The 19,426-nt window shown below is 63.0% G+C and carries 17 protein-coding genes and 1 pseudogene; 10 read left to right on the top strand and 8 right to left on the bottom strand.

Features of this window, described 5'->3' with window-relative positions:
• The first annotated feature begins 153 nt into the window (after positions 1-153).
• From B4394_RS11150 to ilvC, 3 genes are read left to right on the top strand one after another with little or no spacing between them, the layout of a single operon-like run.
• A complete protein-coding gene (locus tag B4394_RS11150; protein WP_078315056.1) occupies positions 154-1,992 on the top strand; it encodes an acetolactate synthase large subunit in 1,839 nt (612 codons plus the stop codon).
• Positions 1,989-2,492 carry an acetolactate synthase small subunit gene (gene ilvN, locus B4394_RS11155; RefSeq protein ID WP_078287463.1) on the top strand — a complete coding sequence of 168 codons (504 nt, stop codon included), beginning with the start codon at positions 1,989-1,991 and terminating at the stop codon, positions 2,490-2,492. The genes B4394_RS11150 and ilvN overlap by 4 nt, the downstream gene beginning before the upstream one ends.
• Before the next feature lie 57 nt (positions 2,493-2,549).
• A complete protein-coding gene (ilvC, locus tag B4394_RS11160) occupies positions 2,550-3,551 on the top strand; it encodes a ketol-acid reductoisomerase (RefSeq protein WP_170914906.1) in 1,002 nt (333 codons plus the stop codon).
• A gap of 98 nt (positions 3,552-3,649) precedes the next feature.
• On the opposite strand, the gene B4394_RS11165 is transcribed toward ilvC, so the two are convergent.
• Positions 3,650-4,252, bottom strand: a complete 603-nt coding sequence (locus B4394_RS11165) for a hypothetical protein (RefSeq protein WP_139360119.1) — start codon at positions 4,250-4,252, stop codon at positions 3,650-3,652.
• A 455-nt stretch (positions 4,253-4,707) separates the two neighbouring features.
• On the opposite strand from B4394_RS11165, the gene B4394_RS25375 reads away from it, so the two are divergent.
• The 3 genes and pseudogenes from B4394_RS25375 (at position 4,708) to B4394_RS11175 (ending at position 6,398) form a co-directional block, all read left to right on the top strand.
• Entirely contained in the window at positions 4,708-4,872 is a 165-nt protein-coding gene (locus tag B4394_RS25375) for a hypothetical protein (protein WP_176138302.1), read from the top strand.
• A 99-nt stretch (positions 4,873-4,971) separates the two neighbouring features.
• Positions 4,972-5,892, top strand: a complete 921-nt coding sequence (locus tag B4394_RS11170) for a hypothetical protein (RefSeq protein WP_286142035.1) — start codon at positions 4,972-4,974, stop codon at positions 5,890-5,892.
• A gap of 75 nt (positions 5,893-5,967) precedes the next feature.
• Positions 5,968-6,398 (top strand): annotated as a pseudogene (locus tag B4394_RS11175) (DUF2752 domain-containing protein).
• Between the two features lie 4 nt (positions 6,399-6,402).
• On the opposite strand, the gene B4394_RS11180 reads toward B4394_RS11175, so the two are convergent.
• The 5 genes from B4394_RS11180 to B4394_RS11200 all read right to left on the bottom strand — a co-directional run bounded on the left by B4394_RS11180 (position 6,403) and on the right by B4394_RS11200 (position 12,657).
• A complete protein-coding gene (locus tag B4394_RS11180) occupies positions 6,403-7,449 on the bottom strand; it encodes an oxygenase MpaB family protein (RefSeq protein ID WP_078315059.1) in 1,047 nt (348 codons plus the stop codon).
• A gap of 126 nt (positions 7,450-7,575) precedes the next feature.
• Positions 7,576-8,541, bottom strand: a complete 966-nt coding sequence (locus B4394_RS11185; RefSeq protein ID WP_078315060.1) for an ArsR/SmtB family transcription factor — start codon at positions 8,539-8,541, stop codon at positions 7,576-7,578.
• Positions 8,542-8,637: 96 nt separating this feature from the next.
• Positions 8,638-9,822 (bottom strand): cytochrome P450, encoded by a 1,185-nt coding sequence (locus B4394_RS11190; protein ID WP_078315061.1) that lies wholly within the window; start codon positions 9,820-9,822, stop codon positions 8,638-8,640.
• On the bottom strand, positions 9,809-11,242 hold the full coding sequence (locus B4394_RS11195; protein WP_078315062.1) for an ABC1 kinase family protein: 1,434 nt from the start codon (positions 11,240-11,242) through the stop codon (positions 9,809-9,811). Before B4394_RS11195 ends, B4394_RS11190 begins: the two co-directional genes overlap by 14 nt.
• Positions 11,239-12,657 (bottom strand): ABC1 kinase family protein, encoded by a 1,419-nt coding sequence (locus B4394_RS11200; RefSeq protein WP_078315063.1) that lies wholly within the window; start codon positions 12,655-12,657, stop codon positions 11,239-11,241. The genes B4394_RS11195 and B4394_RS11200 overlap by 4 nt, the downstream gene beginning before the upstream one ends.
• A 79-nt stretch (positions 12,658-12,736) precedes the next feature.
• Between B4394_RS11200 and B4394_RS11205 the strand changes: the two genes are divergently transcribed.
• Together B4394_RS11205 and B4394_RS11210 are read left to right on the top strand one after the other, a co-directional pair.
• Positions 12,737-13,333: a TetR/AcrR family transcriptional regulator gene (locus tag B4394_RS11205; RefSeq protein WP_078315064.1), complete on the top strand. Its 597-nt coding sequence runs from the start codon at positions 12,737-12,739 to the stop codon at positions 13,331-13,333.
• 15 nt (positions 13,334-13,348) lie between these two features.
• Positions 13,349-14,701 carry an MFS transporter gene (locus tag B4394_RS11210; protein ID WP_078315100.1) on the top strand — a complete coding sequence of 451 codons (1,353 nt, stop codon included), beginning with the start codon at positions 13,349-13,351 and terminating at the stop codon, positions 14,699-14,701.
• Here the strand turns inward: B4394_RS11210 and B4394_RS11215 are convergent, their stop codons facing one another.
• Positions 14,702-15,385, bottom strand: a complete 684-nt coding sequence (locus tag B4394_RS11215; protein ID WP_286142036.1) for a LysM peptidoglycan-binding domain-containing protein — start codon at positions 15,383-15,385, stop codon at positions 14,702-14,704.
• Between the two features lie 90 nt (positions 15,386-15,475).
• Here B4394_RS11215 and serA point away from each other — a divergent pair, with 90 nt between their 5' ends.
• Both serA and B4394_RS11225 read left to right on the top strand, forming a co-directional pair.
• The gene (gene serA, locus B4394_RS11220; protein WP_078315066.1) at positions 15,476-17,104 is read left to right on the top strand and encodes a phosphoglycerate dehydrogenase; all 1,629 of its coding nucleotides are present in this window, start codon (positions 15,476-15,478) and stop codon (positions 17,102-17,104) included.
• Positions 17,101-18,114: a 3-isopropylmalate dehydrogenase gene (locus tag B4394_RS11225; protein ID WP_078315067.1), complete on the top strand. Its 1,014-nt coding sequence runs from the start codon at positions 17,101-17,103 to the stop codon at positions 18,112-18,114. The genes serA and B4394_RS11225 overlap by 4 nt, the downstream gene beginning before the upstream one ends.
• A gap of 66 nt (positions 18,115-18,180) precedes the next feature.
• Here the strand turns inward: B4394_RS11225 and B4394_RS11230 are convergent, their stop codons facing one another.
• Positions 18,181-19,383, bottom strand: a complete 1,203-nt coding sequence (locus tag B4394_RS11230) for an MFS transporter (RefSeq protein ID WP_078315068.1) — start codon at positions 19,381-19,383, stop codon at positions 18,181-18,183.
• Between the last annotated feature and the right edge of the window lie 43 nt (positions 19,384-19,426).

Consider the following 19,426-nt stretch of genomic DNA (forward strand, 5'->3'; position numbering starts at 1 on the left):
TGCTCGTAGTAATCGGTATGCGCGTCGACGCGTAGCCCGAGTCCAAGGCAACTCGCGCACACTCGACGCGCAACCCTCGTACAGCAGACAGCTGGCGGGGGTTTTTTGTTGCCATAGGTTTTCAGTACGGACACAACAAGAGGACAGACCACCATGAGCGCACCTGCAAAGCCCAAGCCGGCTTCGGCCCCGGGGCCGGCTCCGGAATCGAACACCGTCGCACCCCAGCGCGTCACCGGCGCGCAGTCGGTAGTGCGGTCGCTTGAGGAGCTTGGCGTCGAGGTCATCTTCGGCATTCCCGGTGGTGCGGTGCTGCCCGTGTACGACCCGCTGTACGACTCGGTCAAGGTCCGGCATGTCCTGGTGCGGCACGAGCAGGGTGGCGGGCACGCCGCCAGTGGGTACGCACATGCCAGCGGCAAGGTCGGCGTCATGATGGCCACCTCCGGCCCGGGTGCCACCAACTTGGTCACCCCGTTGGCCGATGCGCAGATGGACTCGATCCCCGTGGTCGCGATCACCGGGCAGGTGGGACGGGGCCTCATCGGCACCGACGCCTTCCAGGAAGCCGATATCTCCGGCATCACCATGCCGATCACCAAGCACAACTTCCTGGTGAACAACGCCGAGGACATCCCACGGATCATCGCCGAGGCCTTCTACATCGCCCAGAGCGGTCGACCCGGTGCGGTCCTGGTGGATATCCCCAAGGACGTCCTGCAGGCGCAGACGACCTTCAGCTGGCCGCCGCAGATCTACCTGCCCGGCTACAAGCCCGTCACCAAGCCGCATGGCAAGCAGGTCCGTGAGGCGGTCCGGCTCATCGCCGCCGCCAAGCGTCCGGTGCTGTACGTCGGTGGCGGTGTCATCCGCGCGGACGCGGCACCGGAACTCAAGGAATTGGCCGAACTGACCGGCATCCCCGTCGTCACCACCCTTATGGCGCGCGGTGCATTCCCCGACAGCCACGAGCTGCACATGGGTATGCCCGGGATGCACGGCACCGTCGGCGCGGTGGCAGCACTGCAGCGCAGTGATCTGCTGATCACCCTGGGCGCGCGTTTCGATGACCGCGTCACCGGGCAGCTGGACTCGTTCGCTCCGGATGCCAAGGTGATTCACGCCGATATCGACCCCGCCGAGATCGGTAAGAACCGCCACGCCGATGTGCCGATTGTCGGGGACGTGAAGAACGTCATCGCCGAGCTGACCGAGGCCATCCGGAATGATCACGCGACCGGTGCGACCACCGATCTGTCCGAGTGGTGGGAGTACCTGTCGGGTATCCGCGCGACCTACCCGCTGGGCTACGACGCACAACACGACGGCAGCCTGGGCCCGGAGTTCGTCATCGAAACCCTGGGCAAGATCGCCGGACCCGACGCGGTCTACGTGGCGGGCGTTGGGCAGCACCAGATGTGGGCCGCACAGTTCATCAAGTACGAGAACCCGCGCACCTGGCTCAACTCCGGTGGCCTGGGCACGATGGGCTTCGCCGTGCCCGCGGCCATGGGCGCCAAGATGGCGCGGCCCGAGGCCGAGGTGTGGGCGATCGATGGTGACGGCTGCTTCCAGATGACCAACCAGGAGTTGGCCACCTGTGCCATCGAGGGTGTGCCCATCAAGGTGGCGCTCATCAACAACGGCAACCTGGGCATGGTGCGTCAGTGGCAGACCCTGTTCTACGACCAGCGCTACTCGCAGACCGACCTGGCGACACACTCGCGTCGCATCCCCGACTTCGTGAAGCTGGCCGAGGCGCTCGGTTGCGTCGGATTGCGTTGCGAGCGTGAAGAGGACGTGGCCAAGGTGATCGAAGAGGCGCGGGCCATCAACGATCGCCCGGTGGTCATCGACTTCATCGTCGGTGCCGACGCCCAGGTGTGGCCGATGGTCGCGGCCGGCACCAGTAATGACGAGATCCAGGCGGCCCGGGGCATCCGGCCGCTGTTCGATGATGATGAAACTGCGGAGCAGGAAGGGTCACGATGACCAGCACCCACACCCTGAGCGTTCTGGTCGAGGACCGTCCCGGTGTGCTCGCCCGTGTTTCGGCGTTGTTCTCGCGGCGCGGATTCAACATCGCGTCGCTGGCGGTGGGCCCGACCGAACTCAAAGGTATTTCGCGTATGACAATCGTCGTCACCGTCGACGATTTTCCGCTCGAGCAGGTCACCAAGCAGCTCAACAAGCTCATCAACGTGATCAAGATCGTCGAACAGGACGAGGAGAATTCGGTCGCCCGCGAGCTGATGCTCGTCAAGGTGCGGGCCGATGCGACGGTGCGCGCGCAGGTCATCGAGGTGGTGAACCTGTTCCGCGCCAAGGTCGTGGATGTGTCGCCGGAGTCGGTGACCATCGAGGCGACGGGCACCCAGTCCAAGCTGGATGCTCTGCTGCGGATGCTCGACCCGTACGGTATTCGGGAGATCGTGCAATCCGGCGTGGTCGCGCTGTCCCGTGGCCCGCGGTCCATCGCCGCCGCGAAGTAGCAGTCATAAAGACGTCAGAAGAAGAAGTAAGAAGGGAAAAGCACTGTGGCAGTTGAGATGTTCTACGACGATGATGCGGACCTCACCCTGATTCAGGGCCGCAAGGTCGGCGTCATCGGGTACGGCAGCCAGGGACACGCGCACTCGCTGAGCCTGCGCGACTCCGGCGTCCAGGTGAAGGTCGGTCTGCGCGAGGACTCCAAGTCGCGCGAGAAGGTCACCGAGCAGGGCCTCGAGGTCGATACCCCCGAAGCCGTCGCCAAGTGGGCCGACGTCATCATGATCCTGGCGCCCGACACCGCGCAGGCCCAGATCTTCACGAATGAGATTGAGCCGCACCTCAAGGACGGCGACGCGCTGTTCTTCGGTCACGGCCTGAACATCCACTTCGGTCTGATCAAGCCCCCGGCCAACGTCACCGTTGCCATGGTCGCCCCGAAGGGCCCCGGCCACCTGGTGCGTCGTCAGTTCGTCGATGGCAAGGGTGTTCCCGCGCTTATCGCCGTGCACCAGGACCCCAAGGGTGAGGGCCAGGCCCTCGCGCTGTCGTATGCCAAGGGCATCGGCGGCACCCGCGCCGGCGTCATCAAGACCGACTTCAAGGAAGAGACCGAGACCGACCTGTTCGGTGAGCAGGCCGTGCTCTGCGGTGGCACCGAGGAATTGGTCAAGACTGGATTTGACGTCATGGTCGAGGCCGGATACGCCCCCGAAATGGCGTACTTCGAGGTGCTGCACGAGCTCAAGCTGATCGTCGACCTCATGTACGAGGGCGGCATCGCGCGCATGAATTACTCGGTGTCCGACACCGCGGAGTTCGGTGGCTACCTGTCGGGTCCGCGCGTTATCGACGCGGGCACCAAGCAGCGGATGAAGGACATCCTCAAGGACATCCAGGACGGCACCTTCGTCAAGCGCCTCGTCGCCAACGTCGAGGGCGGCAACAAGGAACTCGAGGGCCTGCGCAAGGAGAACGCCGAGCACCCGATCGAGGTCACCGGCAAGAAGCTGCGCGACCTCATGAGCTGGGTCGATCGGCCGATCACCGAAACCGCCTAGTCTCTGTTTATCTGCACGCAAGGCCCCCGCGCTCTTCGGAGTGTCGGGGGCCTTTGCGTTTTCCGCGGTCGACGTTCAATGGGAATGGTGAGAATCGACTAGTCCTCCGTTTCGAAGGCGACCCCCTCGGAGGCATCCCGAGGGACATCCACGAACGTGGGCGGACCGACAACACGGACCACCTTATGAATTTCCTTCCGTATCAGGCCGTTGCTTATTTCAAACGATTCTCTTGAGCGGGTCTCGATCTCCCATGGGATGTTTGGATAACGCTTTCGTGCAGTTGTAGCCGGATCTGATTCACCACGAGAGCGCTCGCTATCACGAAGCGACTCTAGTGACTTCCTATTGCGTTCGTCTTGAAGATGGGCACCACTTGCTTCCGCCTGCAGTGCCGCTTGCCTGGCTCGAAGCCTTGCAGGAAAGCTGAGAAACTCAATCGCGTTTTTAGCCCCATCTTTCAGAAGTTCTTTGCCTACCCATGCGAGCGAACCCGCGACTGCCGCAGTTACAACAGGATCTCCGCCCAATACCAGGTCCAGCGGGGAGCCGTAGTTCAGGGTGGTGATTCGTAGCTCATCGTCCGGAATGAGCCGCGAATGAACGCGCGGCGCAACCCGATTGGTAATCGGATACAACTCATATCCGGGCAGTATGTCGATCGCCGAGAACTCGTAAACGTTATTGATACCGTCCATCACGGTTCGAAATTCGGACAGGGTTAGAGCGCCCCGCGCTAACCCGAATATCACCCTGTTCGATTCAGGCCTCGTTCCAGGCACCCCGGACCACCCTCCGTCGACTCGTGGTCAGGACTTGACGCCTGGCCTCCCAGAACCACCTTCTCACTAGCTCTCTCGCTGGTGACCAACACCCGTGGAATCCCTGGTATCGAACATTTATTCGATACCAGGGGAGTCTGGCCGTCGCCGCCCACACCGTAGTTATGCAGAACGTACGAAGTAGTGCGTTTGTCCTGGTAGCCGTCACTTGCACCAACAAGGCTGCAGGTGGAGGTCGTGCTCTCTGCTTGTGGATAACTCTGAGCCTGTGGACTTCACTCACATAAACATTCCACCGTAAGCGCAGTTCAGAGAAATTTTCAACGCTTTTCGCAGGTCAGAGACGTGTCCAGCTCAAGTCCTTTGATGAGTACATGGGCATTTCACTACTTCTCGGATGCATCGCACTGGTTGCCGTGGTCGGTGTGCTGTGCGTGCTGATGGGGGTCGTGGTGAGGTGGCTCGACCTGGACTTGGCCAATATCTCTGTGGGGCAGAAGGGCTTGAGTATCCACATGGAGCGGAGCGCCAAGGGGTGATCAACTGGTAATGCGCGGGGATCGGCAACTAGCTCCCGACACCCCCGTGGGAGTCAAAAACAGATTTTGCAGGCGCGACAACGAAGCTATCCTCCAATAATGCGAGATGCAGCAAACGCTAAGGTGGCAAGTTACATCGATAACGTTAGGGGATTGTCGAACCTTGTCGCTCTTATCGCGGTTTCTGTCGCTTACCCACCAGGAGGCCTCTATCGCGAACCTGGGCAATCGATTACGGATATCGACGATCGGTTGGGGTCGGAAGAGGACGTGGACGACCCGTTGTTGACCGCCCACAGGAGCGCCAAGTTCTACTTGATTTCAGCTGGCGACTGTGTCCACTCGATGTCGACGTTGTTGTCGACCGATCACCCCAACTTCGTTGGCGCTGCAGCGCTGGCGAGATCAGCCGCTGAGCATGCGTCGCGGTCCATGTATCTCTCCGATCCGAGCATCTCGTATCAGGCCAGGATGCTCAGGATCAATCTTCTGATTACTGATTCGTTGCGCGAGTACAAGTCCTCACCGGTGGCTCGTGTAACTGGCTTGATCAACCAATGGAAGGTTTGGAGAACCCGAATGGGTTCCGAGTTTCATTCAGAATTCAAGGACGTGCCGAAGCAGAAGTTTGGGAACGCAACCCAACTGATCGAGAAGTACTTCCCTGGCGAGGGAGCTATCAGCTACGAAGAGCTGAGCAGACCAACACACGGCAACGCCGCCTGGCTGGCCATCACGGTTATTTCGGAGCAGAAGCAGACCGTGGTCGCTCGAATTATGTTGATGAGAAACGTGATGTTCGCTACCCGGTACATTCTCGCTGCAACGGAGAGCGTTGCGAATCTCTGGCAGCTGGATCTGGACGCTGCCCTGCGGAGATTCATTGGACAAGATGGAGAAAGCCCGTCGTTCTCGTGGGCGGAACTTGTGAGCGAGGTGCAATCCCTGTCTGCGACCGTTGACTCTTTCGATGAGAGGCAATTTCTCGATGCAACGGACGACCCGCAACCGAGGCGGTAGGGATCTGAGGTTGTGAAGTCGACGGCCGATTATGCGACTGTAGTCATGCCGAGGTTCGGTGGATACTGGAACCCGATGACCACCTCCAGTCCGTCCACCGTCGCTTCCCGTCTCGCCGCCCCGCCGTAGTGGCGGGCGTGACGGCGGCGGGATGCGCGGCAATCTGGTTCGGTGACCCGACAACGCCGGGGGGAGTGCTCCCGGTGTGCCCTTTCAAGGCACTGACCGGTCTCGACTGTCCCGCGTGTGGCGGTTTGCGGATGGTCTATTCGGTGATGCACGGCGATGTACTCGGTGCGTTGCACTACAACGCGGTTGCGCTGGTGGCCCTGGGATTCCTCACGGTGTGCTTTGTCGCATGGACGCGTAGCCGCTGGCGAGGAGACTCCGGCTGGAATCCGCCATGGCTGCGCGGATGGGTGCCGGCGATCGTCGTGGTGGTGTTCGTGGCCTGGTTCGCCATCAGGCTGATTCCGATCGCACCATTCACCGCACTGCGAGTGTGACGCCCTAGGCGGACTGTTCCATAAGCTCGCGGGCGTTCTCTCCCAACGTAATGCCGTCATCACCGATGAAGAGTCTCGAGATCTCGCGCGCCAGCGGCTCGAGTGTGAAGGGCACAAAGGCAGGCTGCGCAAGTCGCAGGAGCATCGCCAGTACCGGGTCCGCGATCCGGGGAATTCCCAAATGGCGCCGCACCTTTGGCGGCACCACGGCAACAGAAGGCACGGCGGTGACGAGGGTAATCGCGGCCACCGCCGCCGCAGTCAGTCCGCCGAAGCCGCGCGCGTTTCTGATCACCGACAGGGCGAATCGCATGCCACCGGGCACAAATCCTTTCACCATCCGGTACTCGGATTCGATGGAGTCGTAGTAGGCCTCCACCTCCTCGGAGGTAACCGGCACGGTGTCCGGGTCGGCCCCCATGAGCTCGGCGAACGTCTTAACCTCTGAAAAGAATTGGTCGCGTTCGGCTTTGGGGAGGCGCCGGGGGATAAGACGCCCCGGTGCGGGTGTGTTCTCGTAGATACGTAGCGCCGCATGCATGATCGTCACGTGCGCGAAGAGCACCAGTGCCGGCCCCTGCGCGTCGTAGGGCCGGTCGGTGCCGGGAATGACACCCTTCATGTTGCGGTGGTAGTGACGCAGGTGCGCGGCCAGGGCATCGGCGCTTGCGGTGTCGCCGAAGATGATCGGTATCGGCACTCCGGCCGTGCGCTGAATGCGTTTGACGGTGTCATCGAAGTCGACCTGGTTGCGCTTGCTCTTGGTGAACACCGGATCGTGGTTGATCTCGACGGCCTGCAATCCCTCATGACTGCCCTCCAGGAGCGCCGTCACCAGGACGATCATCGGTGCCACGGAGGGATGCAGAAAGACCTTCCAGGTCACTGAGCCGGGGCCGAAGTAACCGTAGTCCGGGTGTCCGTCGGGTCCGGTGCGTTGACCGGCGGGCGTTGGCCCGTCACCGCGCCGCCAAATCCGGGCTTTGGCATCACCTCGAGGCGGCATACCCGCCGAGGATGGTGTCGTGGCGTGTGTAGCTGTGCTTGGCATCGTTGCCTCCCAGGGAGCGGTTCGCTTCCTCCTATTGGAGACGTTAACAACGTCAGTTGTCAACAGTGTTGGGCGCAACTGTTATGGAAGTGGCTGCTGCATTGCAATCTCCGCCGGTGGCGCCAGCTACGGGCGGTTCGCCCCGATCAGGTCCAGGCCCAAAGCGGTGGCCCAGTGAATGACCGCTTTGCCATCGCGGCGGCTGTGTACCAACCGTGCCTGCCGCAATGCCGATGTGTGCTCGGAGGCTGACGCCGGGCTGATACCGAGATCGCGGGCGATGTCACCGGTGGTGTGCTCCTGACTCAGCACGCGCAATACTGCCGCGCGGGTTGCCCCGAGTATCGTTGCGAGCGAGTCAGATTCGGTGCCGATACCCATGGTGAGATCGATTGGTGCTGGGTATGCCAGGACCACCGGGCGGTCGCCAAGCTCACCGACTAGCGGCGGCCCCGCCCAGAAGACGCTTGGTGTCAGCACGAGTCCACGGCCGCGTAGGGCGATGGTGTGGCGCTGTGGACTGTCGATCTCGAGGCAATCGCCATTCCATCGTGCGCCGGGGATGACCTTGCTGAGCGTGGCCCGCACGCCCTGGCGCGCCATCATGCGCCCCTGCCTGACTAGTTCAATCTGATGATTCGCCTGGATATTGGGCCAGTAGGGTTCCAGCACCGCCCTGTAGGCGCTTCTTGTCGTGCGCCCCAACGCCACGTTGGCCTCGCGATTGCCTGCGATGGCGTGCCGGAGATAGTGCGGCGCACCGGTGCCTTCGGTGGGGCCTCGCCCGAAGACAGCCAATTCCGCATGCGCTTGTTGCCGAGTCAATTCCTGGACAGACTGCATGCCCTCATCGAAATTGTCGCCCAGCACCGTGGGGGACAATGACCACGAAAAGTGGCTCACCAGTGCCCGTCCCGGTGCCGCCGATATGGGGAATGCCGCCAGCGCGTGACAACGCCACCGCTCGCCCCACGGTGTACGAATACCGTGCCGCAGCGCTCGTGCCGCGAACTTCATCTCTAACAAAGGGGCGGGCATCGGCAAAAACCGCGTCAAAGCAAGGTCATTCGAGGTGAACATGAGTTGCAGCACGCTGGCCTACAACCCGCTGCGGACCGCTTTGACGAGCATTTCACCACAATATGCCCATACCTTTCGGTACACCCGCGAAATATCGCGCTGCGGTGCTTAGATATGGAACCGCATGGGAATGCTGAGTGGTCCGCGGATGGCGGGTGTATCTCGCCAGCTGACAGGACCGATGATCACCGGCCGGCGTGCCAGGATCTCGCGAATGGCCACCGCGGCCTCCAGCCTGGCCAGCGCTGAGCCCAAGCAGTGATGCGCCCCGTATCCGAAGGCCAGCGGTGGGGTGTTCTTGCGGTCTAGCCGGAATTCGGCGGGATTGGTGAACACCTGCGGATCGCGGTTTGCGGCCGCGATCGCGATGAGTACGGTCTGGCCCTCCAGGATCGTGTTCCCGGCGAGGCTATGGTCCCGGATCGCTACGCGCGCGGTGCCCTGTACCGGGCCGTCGAGTCGCAGTAGTTCAGTGATGACTGCGGGGTCATCGGGGTCGACGTGATCGGCAAGCCGGGTTCCGTCGGCGCGCGCGGTGAGCAGCCGAAGCATGCTTGCCCCCAAGAGATTAGCCGTCGTCTCATGACCCGCAATCGCGATCATGAATGTCATGGTGACGACGTCTTCCAAAGACAGGTCGGTATCGGATGCGATCAGGCTGAGTAGGTCGTCACCGGGGTGTGCGCGCCGATCCGCGGCCAGGGGTAGCAGCTCGGTAGCGAGGGTGGCCCCGGCCGCCGTGCCGGCCATGACGGTCTCGACGTCGGCGAAGGCGCCCAGCATCTGAATGATGATCGGAGATTCCTCGCGAAGGACGGCGGACGATGAGTCATCCAGGCCAAGCCATTCACCGATGATGGCGATCGGCAGCGGCAAGGCGATATCGGTCATGAAATCGAAAGATTCTCCTGCCAAGTGGTACTCGATGACATGAGCGGTGATGGACTCCACGCCGTCGCGTAGGCCGGCAATGAATCCAGGGGTAAACACGTCGCGGACCGCACCCCGGAGCTCGGTGTGGTCTGGTTCATCGGCGAAGAGCATGTTTCTGCCGAAGCTCGACAGATCGAGGTACTCGGGGGCTGCCGCGCGCATCTGGGGGCTGGCGAGTGGATCACTCGACCAGTCGGTGCCGCCCAGCACCTCGCGGGCCGGGTGATAGCCGAGAACCACCCAGGTGCCGGCGTTTTCGTCCCAGACCACGTCGCCACGGGCCCGGAGACTCTCGTAGTAGAGGTAGGGATCCCTTGAATCCCAGGGGATCCGCGGCGCGATGGGCTTAGCAGTGGTCATGGTGATCCAATCCGAAGGGCAGGCCGCGGTCACGGACCCATGCGACATGCTGTTTACCTAGTGGGGAAACGGGTTCGGCGACACCGTCGAGGTCGTCGAGTAGCGCGCGGGTGTGCGCAGTCCCGTTCAGCGTTGCCGACAGGGCGCTGATGTTCAGATTGATCCGGGCCAGGAAAATCAGGTCGCTGGGGATCGACATCTGATGCAGCGTTTGGAAATTGAGCAGGGATCGGGTGCCACTGTTGGACACTTCACGCGTGAATGTCACGGGTTGAGCGGCGCGGATGTCTTGCACGGTCGCCCCGAGCCATTCGAAGATGTCCTGTTCGGACAGCGGCGAATCGATCGCGAAGTAGCCGGCGTCGACCATGAGCTGACGCAAATCTCCCCGACGTTCCTCGGCGGCCGCGCGAATCATCTGCACGAGCCGATAGCGCAAGATCTCGGGCACCACCTTGATGCAGCCGAAATCGACGAAACCGACCGACCCGTCCATGCCGAATCGATAGTTGCCCGGATGTGGATCGGCATGAAACAGATTGGCATGCCGAAATGACCCAGCGCTGAAGCGCCAGATCGTCTCCACCCAAACATTTTTGAGGTCCTGATCGGCCAGCTGGGCCGCCGTCCAGTCCAATCCGTCCAGGTACGTCATGGTGAGTATCCGATTGCCGGAAGCTTCCGGGATCACCTCGGGTATCCGGATGAACGGATGGTCCCGGTATAGCTCCGCGAAGGTCTGAATGTTGGTGGCCTCGTGCCGATAGTCCAACTCCTCGGAAATACGCGCGGCCACCTCGTCGGCCATTAGGCGATGGTCTAGCTGTGGCCGCGGTCCGGCGATCCCCGTCGCGAAGCGCAGAAAGGTGGCCATCAGTTCCGCGTTCGATAGGTCGTGTCTGATGGCATGTGCCACACCCGGATACTGGATCTTGACCGCAACCGGACGGCCGTCGTGAAGGGTCGCGCGATGCACCTGGCCGATCGATGCCGCCGCCATCGGTTCGTCGCTGAATTCGGAGAACAGTTCCTCGATCGATCGCCCGAGATCCTCTTCGAGGGCCTGGCGCGCCAACAACGGATGCATGGGCGGTGCGTCGGCCTGTAGCCGGGTCAGCGCGTTCTGATACGGCGAGAGCTGGCTGTACCCGTGCGACGCGATATCGGCGACCGAGAAGATTTGGCCGGCTTTCATGAGGACGCCTTTGGAGTGTCCGAGCAGTTCTGTGTAGCGCTCGGCGGTGCGTTCGTGGAAGCGGTCGATGGCTCCGGTGTCTCCGGCTTTTTCGCGGAGGCCTGCGACGAGTCGTCCGCCTGCGGCGCGGGCGGTGAAGCCGGCCAGGGGCATGGTGCGCCGGATTCGTCCGTGGGGGATCGGGCTGGATGTCGGCGGCTTCGCGGCTCCGGGGTTGTCGCTCATAGCTGGGCACCGACCTTTGGTTGTTCTCGCGGGTCTAGTCCGAAGGGCAGTCCACGTTCACGGACCCAGGCCACATGCCGAACACCCAGGGGGGTTTCGGGTTCCGCGATTCCGATCATGTCTGCGGCAGCGGATCGCGAGCTGACGGTGGCGCGGAGCTTCGACATCGCGGAGCGGACTCCAAGGGGAAACCGAACAAGGTAGATAAGGTCCGGGGGAAGGGAAATCCGGCGCGATAAGGGGCTGTCGAGCGCCGTGAGATTGCGGTCTATCAATTGAGGTGTGTAGCTGACCGGCTGCGGCAGTGTTGCGTCAGTGTTGATCTCATTCATCCACCGCAGAGCTTCCTCCGCGGTCATGGTGGATTTAGCGGATAGGAAACCGGCTTCCTTCATCGTGGCGTGGAGATCGGTCGGGCGCTGCTCGATGCTTGCGGCGACCATCCGAATCCAGGCGAGACGGTTTTTCTCCGGAAGGGTCTTAACCGAACCGAAGTCGACGATCCCGAGACTGCCGTCCATCCCGAACCGGTAGTTCCCGGGATGTAGATCCGTGTAGAAGGCAGAGGCGTGTTGCAGTGGTGCGAGACTGAATCGCCAAAGTGCCTCCGCCCAGGTATTTCTAAGTTCTTGGTCGGCGTGCTGAGCTTGGGCCCAGTCGATTCCGTCGATATACGTCATCGTGATGGCGCGCCCCGTGGACAGCTCGGGTACGGCTTCGGGCACTCGGATGAATGGATGCCCACGGAATAGTTGGTGAAACGCGGATATGTTCGCCGCTTCCTGGTTGTAGTCGAGCTCTTCCCTGATTTGATCTGAGATGTCGCGTGCGGTTGCGGAGAGATCGATCGCGTATCTACGGTCCATGAGTGCGAAGGTGACGCGCAGGAATGTAGTGACAAGTTCGGTATTGGCCAGATCGTCCTGGATTGCTTGTGCCACACCGGGATACTGGATCTTGACGACGACATCACGGCCGTCATGTAGCGTCGCGCGGTGAACCTGCCCGATTGATGCTGCGGAGATCGGTTCGTCTGTGAACGTGGCGTATGCCTCGCTCACGGGCATGCCGAGCTCTGTTTCGAGGACGCTACGTGCCAGCGCGGGTTCCATAGGCGGGGATTGGGTCTGAAGTCGAGTCAATGCCAGCTCGTATGGCGAAATTCGGCTGTCGCCGGAACCCCCCATGTCGATACTCGAGAAGATCTGGCCGGCCTTCATGAGCACGCCCTTGGAGTGTCCAAGGAGCTCGGCGTAGCGCTCGGCGGTCTTCTCGTGGAAGCGGTCGACTGCTCCGGTGTCTCCGGCCTTTTCACGGAGTCCTGCGACGAGTCGTCCGCCTGCGGCGCGGGCGGTGAAGCCCGCCAGCGGCATGGTGCGCCGGACCCTGCCTCTAGGCACTAGCTCTTCGGCCATGGCTGCCTCCTACCGGTGACCCATCCCAGCTGTTAAAGTGCTCACTGAGTGAGACTAAGTGATTACTTTGGAGGCGTCAATGGGTGAGATTTCCACCAAGGAGCGCCTGGTCACCGAGGCCATGCGGTTGTTCGGAGAGCAGGGGTACAAGGCCACCAGCGTGGCGCAGATTGAGAAGGCTGCTGGTCTGACGCCGGGCTCGGGCGGCCTGTACCACCACTTCAAGTCGAAGGAGGCGCTGCTTGAGGCCGGTATCGACCGTCAGCTCGATCGGCGCAGCGCTATGCGCGATATCCGCGCACTCTTCGGCGGTCTCGGAGACCTGCGTAATGAACTGACCATGATGGGGCGCTACATCCTGGCGATCCTGGACGAGGAATCGCAGTTGTTGCAGATCGTCTCCAGTGTGCCGTCGGGCCGCCCCGCGCGGCTCGATGACGCCTACGCGGCGCTGTTCGACAGCCTGTACGGAGAACTGACCGATTGGGTACAGGGCTGGGCGCCCGGCGTCAGTAAGCAGGACGCGGAATCGATTGGGGTGCTTGGCGTCAATGCGCTCCTGGGCAAGCGTGCGACCAACGCGGTGTTCCGCCGGCCTGGCCTCGATATTGCCGACGAGGACTACATCGCGGAATGGACGGCCATGCTGGCCACGAGAATCGAGTCGCTGCGTTAGTCTCCGCCGGTGGCCCTGACACCGGAGACCGTGCCCGCTGCGCCCGTGGTCCCGCGCAGCAGAATCGTCGTTGCCTCCATGGTGGGCACGAGCATCGAATTCTTCGACTTCTATATCTACGCCACCGCAGCGGTGCTGGTATTCCCAACGTTGTTCTTTCCCAAAGGAGATGACACCGCCGCGCTGCTGTCCTCGTTCGCGACATTCGGGTTGGCCTTCGTCGCCCGGCCGGTCGGATCCATGCTGTTTGGACACTTCGGCGATCGGATCGGACGCAAGGCCACGCTTGTTGGATCGCTGATGACCATGGGAGTCGCGACCTTCGCGATCGGGCTGCTACCCACCTTCGAAACTGTGGGCTACTGGGCTCCGGCCATGCTGTCGCTGCTGCGCTTTTGTCAGGGGTTGGGACTGGGAGGCGAGTGGTCGGGTGCGGCGCTGCTGGCGACCGAAACCGCCGAGGAGGGCAAGCGGGGCTGGGCGGCGATGTGGCCACAGCTCGGCGCCCCGATCGGCTTTTTCTTCGCCAACGGCACCTTCCTGTTGTTGATGCTCGTCATGGGCTTCGACGCTAAGTCGGCCGCGGCCAACCATGCGTTCTTGGCGTGGGGTTGGCGGGTTCCGTTCTTGGCCAGCGCCGTCATCGTGGTCGTCGGCCTGTACGTGCGGCTCAAGCTCACCGAGACACCCGTGTTCACCCAGGCGGTTGCCGAGGGCAAGAAGGTGCGTGCGCCGCTGGCCGAGGTGGTCCGGACCTCGTGGCGTCAGCTGGTGATCGGCACCTTCGTCATGCTGGCCACGTACACCATCTTTTACGTCGTCACGACTTGGGCGGCGTCGTACGGAACGGGGAAGGTGGTCGACAAATCCGGGGTCAAACTCGCGATCAGCTACGTCGACTTCCTTCAGATGCAGCTGATTTCGGTGTTGTTCCTCGCCGCGTGTGTGCCGATATCCGGCCGGCTGGCGGACAAGTATGGCCGCAGGCCGGTGCTGCTGACGTTCACTGCCGGAATCATCGCGTTCGGGCTCTCGTTCGGCTGGTTCCTCGACCCGGCGACGGTGGACAAGACCACAATGCTGGTGTTCCTGAGTCTGGGAATGGTATTGATGGGCTTCTCTTTTGGGCCGATGAGTGCCCTGCTGCCCGAGCTGTTTCCGACGAATGTGCGCTACACAGGGTCGGGGATCGCCTACAACTTCGCGTCCATCATCGGCGCCGCCATGGCGCCCTTCATCGCGACGTGGTTGGTGCACGACTTCGGCGTCGGCTGGGTGGGCGTGTACCTGTCCGTCGCCGGTGTACTGACATTTGTGGCACTGCTGGCCGTTCGTGAGACGCGTGGGATAGACCTGGCTGAGGTGTGATCAGCCACCCAGATCGATCGACGGGAAGTAGATGACCTGTCCCGCCGTGATGCGGTCGGGGTCTTCGATCAGGTTGGCCGCGGCCACCATCTCGACCGCCAACAGCGTCCGCTCGTCGCCGTAGTCGCCATAGTTCTGGCCCGCCAGCTTCCAGAGCGTGTCGCCGGCGACAACGGTGTGGCGGCGGTTGAGCCGAGGCTGGATCAGCACGGCGCCGGGTTCCGGGTCATCTCCGCTCAGCTGGTTCGCGATCGCAATCACTATCCAGAGTGTCCAGTCGCCGTACCACCGGTCCGCGAGCACTTGCAGCGTCTCACCCGACACCACGGTGTGATGTCCCACGTTGGCGAGATCGGGCATCAGCAGCCATTCGCCGACGATGAGGTCGCGCTGCGACACGCCACTGGGGCTCTCGAACACTCCGCTCATCGAAAAGCTGCCATAGAAGTGTTCTGCGATCTTCCCCTTGGTGTCACCGGCTTTGACCTGGTAGCGGTACGTGACATAGGGGATTTCAAGTTCCTGCCCGACCTCGATGAGGTCCGGATCGGACAAGCCGTTGATCACCGCGATCACCCGGTAGCGACGTCCGTCGCCATAGAACATTTCGGACAGTTTCCACAGCGTGTCACCACTGCGGACCGTGTATTGGCCACTGACAGGCAGTACATGTGTTTCAGTCATGCGCACAGCGTCATCCGGGCGCGCGTCCTGGGGCGTGAGTAGTGCGCTACTCGATGTGGCGGGGCAGGACCCCGACTGTCGGCGACTGTGATGTCCGCCGCTTCGGGCGGCACACTAGGCTATGACGACGTGAGCGAACGTCCAGTCGTGCTGATTGCCGACAAACTTGCCCAGTCGACCGTCGAAGCACTTGGTGATGGTGTGGAGGTGCGCTGGGTCGACGGCCCCGATCGCCCCGCGCTGCTGGCCGCGGTACCCGACGCCGATGCGCTGTTGGTGCGCTCGGCCACCACGGTGGATGCCGAGGTACTGGCCGCGGGAACCAAGCTCAAGATCGTCGCGCGCGCCGGCGTCGGACTCGACAATGTCGACGTCAAGGCGGCCACCGCCCGCGGTGTCCTGGTGGTCAACGCACCCACCTCGAACATCCACAGCGCTGCCGAGCACGCCGTCACCCTGCTGCTGTCCACCGCGCGGCAGATCCCGGCCGCCGACGCCTCGCTCAAGGCGCACGCCTGGAAGCGCTCGTCGTTCAACGGCACAGAGATTTTCGGCAAGACCGTCGGTGTGGTGGGCCTGGGCCGCATCGGCCAGCTGTTCGCGCAGCGCCTCGCCGCGTTCGGGACGCACATCGTTGCCTATGACCCCTACGTCTCGGCCGCTCGCGCCGCCCAACTCGGCATCGAGCTGCTGACCCTCGACGAACTTTTGGGTCGGGCAGATTTCATCTCGGTGCACTTGCCCAAGACGCCGGAAACCGCGGGTCTCATCGGCAAGGAGGCGCTCGCCAAGACCAAGCCGGGCGTCATCATCGTCAACGCTGCACGCGGTGGGCTTATCGACGAGGCCGCACTGGCTGACGCGATCCGCAGCGGTCACGTCCGCGGCGCCGGGCTTGACGTGTTCTCCACTGAGCCGTGCACCGACAGCCCGCTTTTCGAGCTCGACCAGGTTGTGGTGACCCCGCACCTGGGCGCCTCGACCAGCGAGGCCCAGGACCGCGCCGGCACCGATGTGGCCGCGAGCGTGCAGCTGGCCCTGGCGGGCGAGTTCGTCCCCGACGCGGTCAACGTCGGCGGGGGAGTGGTTAGCGAAGAGGTCGCGCCGTGGCTGGAGGTCGTGCGCAAGCTCGGCGTGCTCATCGGTGCCGTGTCCGAGCAGCTGCCCACCTCGCTGTCGGTCGACGTTCGCGGCGAGCTGGCTTCCGAAGATGTTGCGGTGCTGAAGCTTTCGGCGCTACGTGGGCTCTTCTCCTCGGTGATCGAGGACCAGGTGACCTTCGTGAATGCTCCGTCGATCGCTGAGGAGCGCGGCGTGAGCGCCGAGATCACCACGGCCACCGAGAGCCCCAACCACCGCAGCGTGGTCGACGTGCGCGCCGTATACGCGGACGGTTCCGTGATCAACGTGGCCGGAACCCTGTCCGGCCCGCAGCAGGTGCAGAAGATCGTTCAGATCAACGGCCGTAACTTCGATCTGCGTGCTGAAGGCGAGAACCTCGTCATCAATTACGCCGACGTGCCCGGTGCCCTCGGCAAGATCGGCACCGTGCTGGGTTCTGCCGACGTCAACATCCAGGCCGCGCAGCTGAGCCAGGACGCCTCCGGACAGGCGGCCACCATCATCCTGCGTATCGATCGCAGTGCCCCGGATGCCGTGCTGGACGAGATCCGTGCCGCCGTCGGAGCGACAACCCTTGAGCTGGTTGATCTTTCATGACGAAACTCGCGATCATCGCCGGCGACGGCATCGGACCCGAGGTCATCGGCGAGGCCGTCAAGATCCTCGATGCGGTACTGCCCGGCGTCGACAAGACCGAATACGACCTGGGTGCCCGCAGGTACCTGGCCACTGGCGAGCTGATGCCCGATTCGGTGCTCGACGAGCTCCGTGGCCATGACGCCATTCTGCTGGGCGCCATTGGCGATCCATCTGTTCAAAGTGGCGTGCTGGAGCGCGGTCTGCTGCTGCACACCAGATTCGCGCTCGATCACCACATCAATCTGCGTCCGGCCAAGCTGTACCCGGGCGTGACGGGACCATTGGCCGGTAACCCGGCCATCGACCTTGTCGTGGTGCGCGAGGGAACTGAAGGGCCGTACACCGGCAACGGCGGAGCCATTCGGGTCGAGACCCCGCACGAGGTGGCTACCGAGGTCAGCCTCAACACCCGCTTCGGGGTGGAGCGTGTGGTGCGCAACGCGTTCCAGCGTGCCGAGGCCCGCAGCAAGAACCTGACGCTGGTCCACAAGAACAATGTGCTCAAGTACGCCGGCTCGCTGTGGACGCGGACGGTCAACGAGGTCGCCGCCGAGCATCCGGACGTGCAGGTGTACTACCAGCATATTGACGCCGCCACCATCCACATGGTGACCGACCCGGGCCGGTTCGACGTCATCGTCACCGACAACCTGTTCGGTGACATCATCACCGATCTGACGGCCGCGGTCACCGGCGGAATCGGCTTGGCCGCAAGCGGAAACATCGACGGTTCGGGTAAGAACCCGTCCATGTTCGAGCCCGTGCACGGCAGTGCGCCCGATATCGCCGGCCAGGGGATCGCCGATCCTACGGCTGCGGTCGTGTCGGTCTCACTGCTGCTGGATCACCTCGGCGAGACCGAGGCTGCGGCCCGCGTGGAGAAGGCGGTCGAACAGCACCTGGCCACCCGGGGCGCGGAGAAGCTGTCCACCTCGGCCACTGGTGATCGGATCGCCAGCTTCCTGTAGTCCTGATCGAGTGCGAGCCTCACGCGGAAATCCGGCCGGAAAATCGCGTCAGGCTCGCATTCGGCGTTATTGGGCGGGTTTCTCCAGCTTCACCGGCACCAAACCGACTGCGGCCAGCGGGAACAGCGCGCACACGGCGAACGCCGCAGAGAATCCCGCTGCTGTGGCGATCGCCCCGAACACCGGCGGTGAGACCGCGGCGGCCAGCAGCTGACCGGTGTTCTGCGCGCCTAGGGCCCGGCCACTCCAGAACGGTCCGGCGATCTCCGCGATCGACGTGTAGGCCAGGCCGTTATCCGACACGGTGATCACCGAAGCCGCGAGCATGACGACGACGCTGATCGACCAGTCCAGCTGATTGGTGACAGCCAGTAACGCCATGGTCGCCGACGCGGCAAGGGCAATGAGACGGATCGGCCACATGCGCGAACCCCAACGGTCGGACCACATTCCGGCTGCGACCCGGCCGAGCGCGCCGACGACCTGTGCGACGGTGACCATGATGCTGGCGGCTCCGATGCTCCAGCCTCTATCGGTCACCAGCCACACCAGCGTGAATGTCCACACCACCACCTGCGGCACCACCAGCAGTACCGACACGCCGTGGATGAGCCACAGCACCCGTGATCCGCGATAGGGGTTGGCCAGGTGCTCCTCGGGCGCCTCGGCGCGAGGAGGGCGGGGCGGGTCGATGATGCCCACCAGGCACACCGCCGAGGACACCGCGCATACGACCGCCGGGAAGATCAATGCCGTTGCCACGCCGTGGCCTTCGGCGATACGGGGAATGACCAGGGCGCCCAGGGCAACCCCCAGTGGTTGGGCCATCTGGCGGATGCCCATCACCGTGCCTCGCTGGTTCGGCGGGAACCACCCCACCACCACGCGTCCGCTGGCCGAGTTGCATGCCGCGGCAGCGGCTCCTCCCAACAGCAGGAAGACGCCGGTGATCACCAGCGACGGTGCCTCGGCCGCCGCGAATGCGGCCAGGGCCGTGAGCGCCAGACCGCTCACCAACGCGATCCGTTCTCCGAACCTGTCGATGAGCGCACCCCACGCGATGAGGGTCAGCACCATCCCGAAACTGGGCATCGCCGATAGCAGCCCCGCGTTGGCGAGGTCGAGACCGCGCTCGGTATGCAGGGCCGGTATGAGGAATGCCACGCCGTTGATGAAGACATTCGCACCCGCCGTGGACCCCAGGGCAATGGCCAGCATCGCCCAACGGCGTGTTGTACCAACCTCATCGACACGAACCATGACTGTCATGGTTCCACATCCATCTCAAATTGTTGAACTATTGTCTCAATAT

The organism is Mycobacterium sp. D16Q16 (genome assembly GCF_002013745.1).
Lineage (GTDB): Bacteria > Actinomycetota > Actinomycetes > Mycobacteriales > Mycobacteriaceae > Mycobacterium.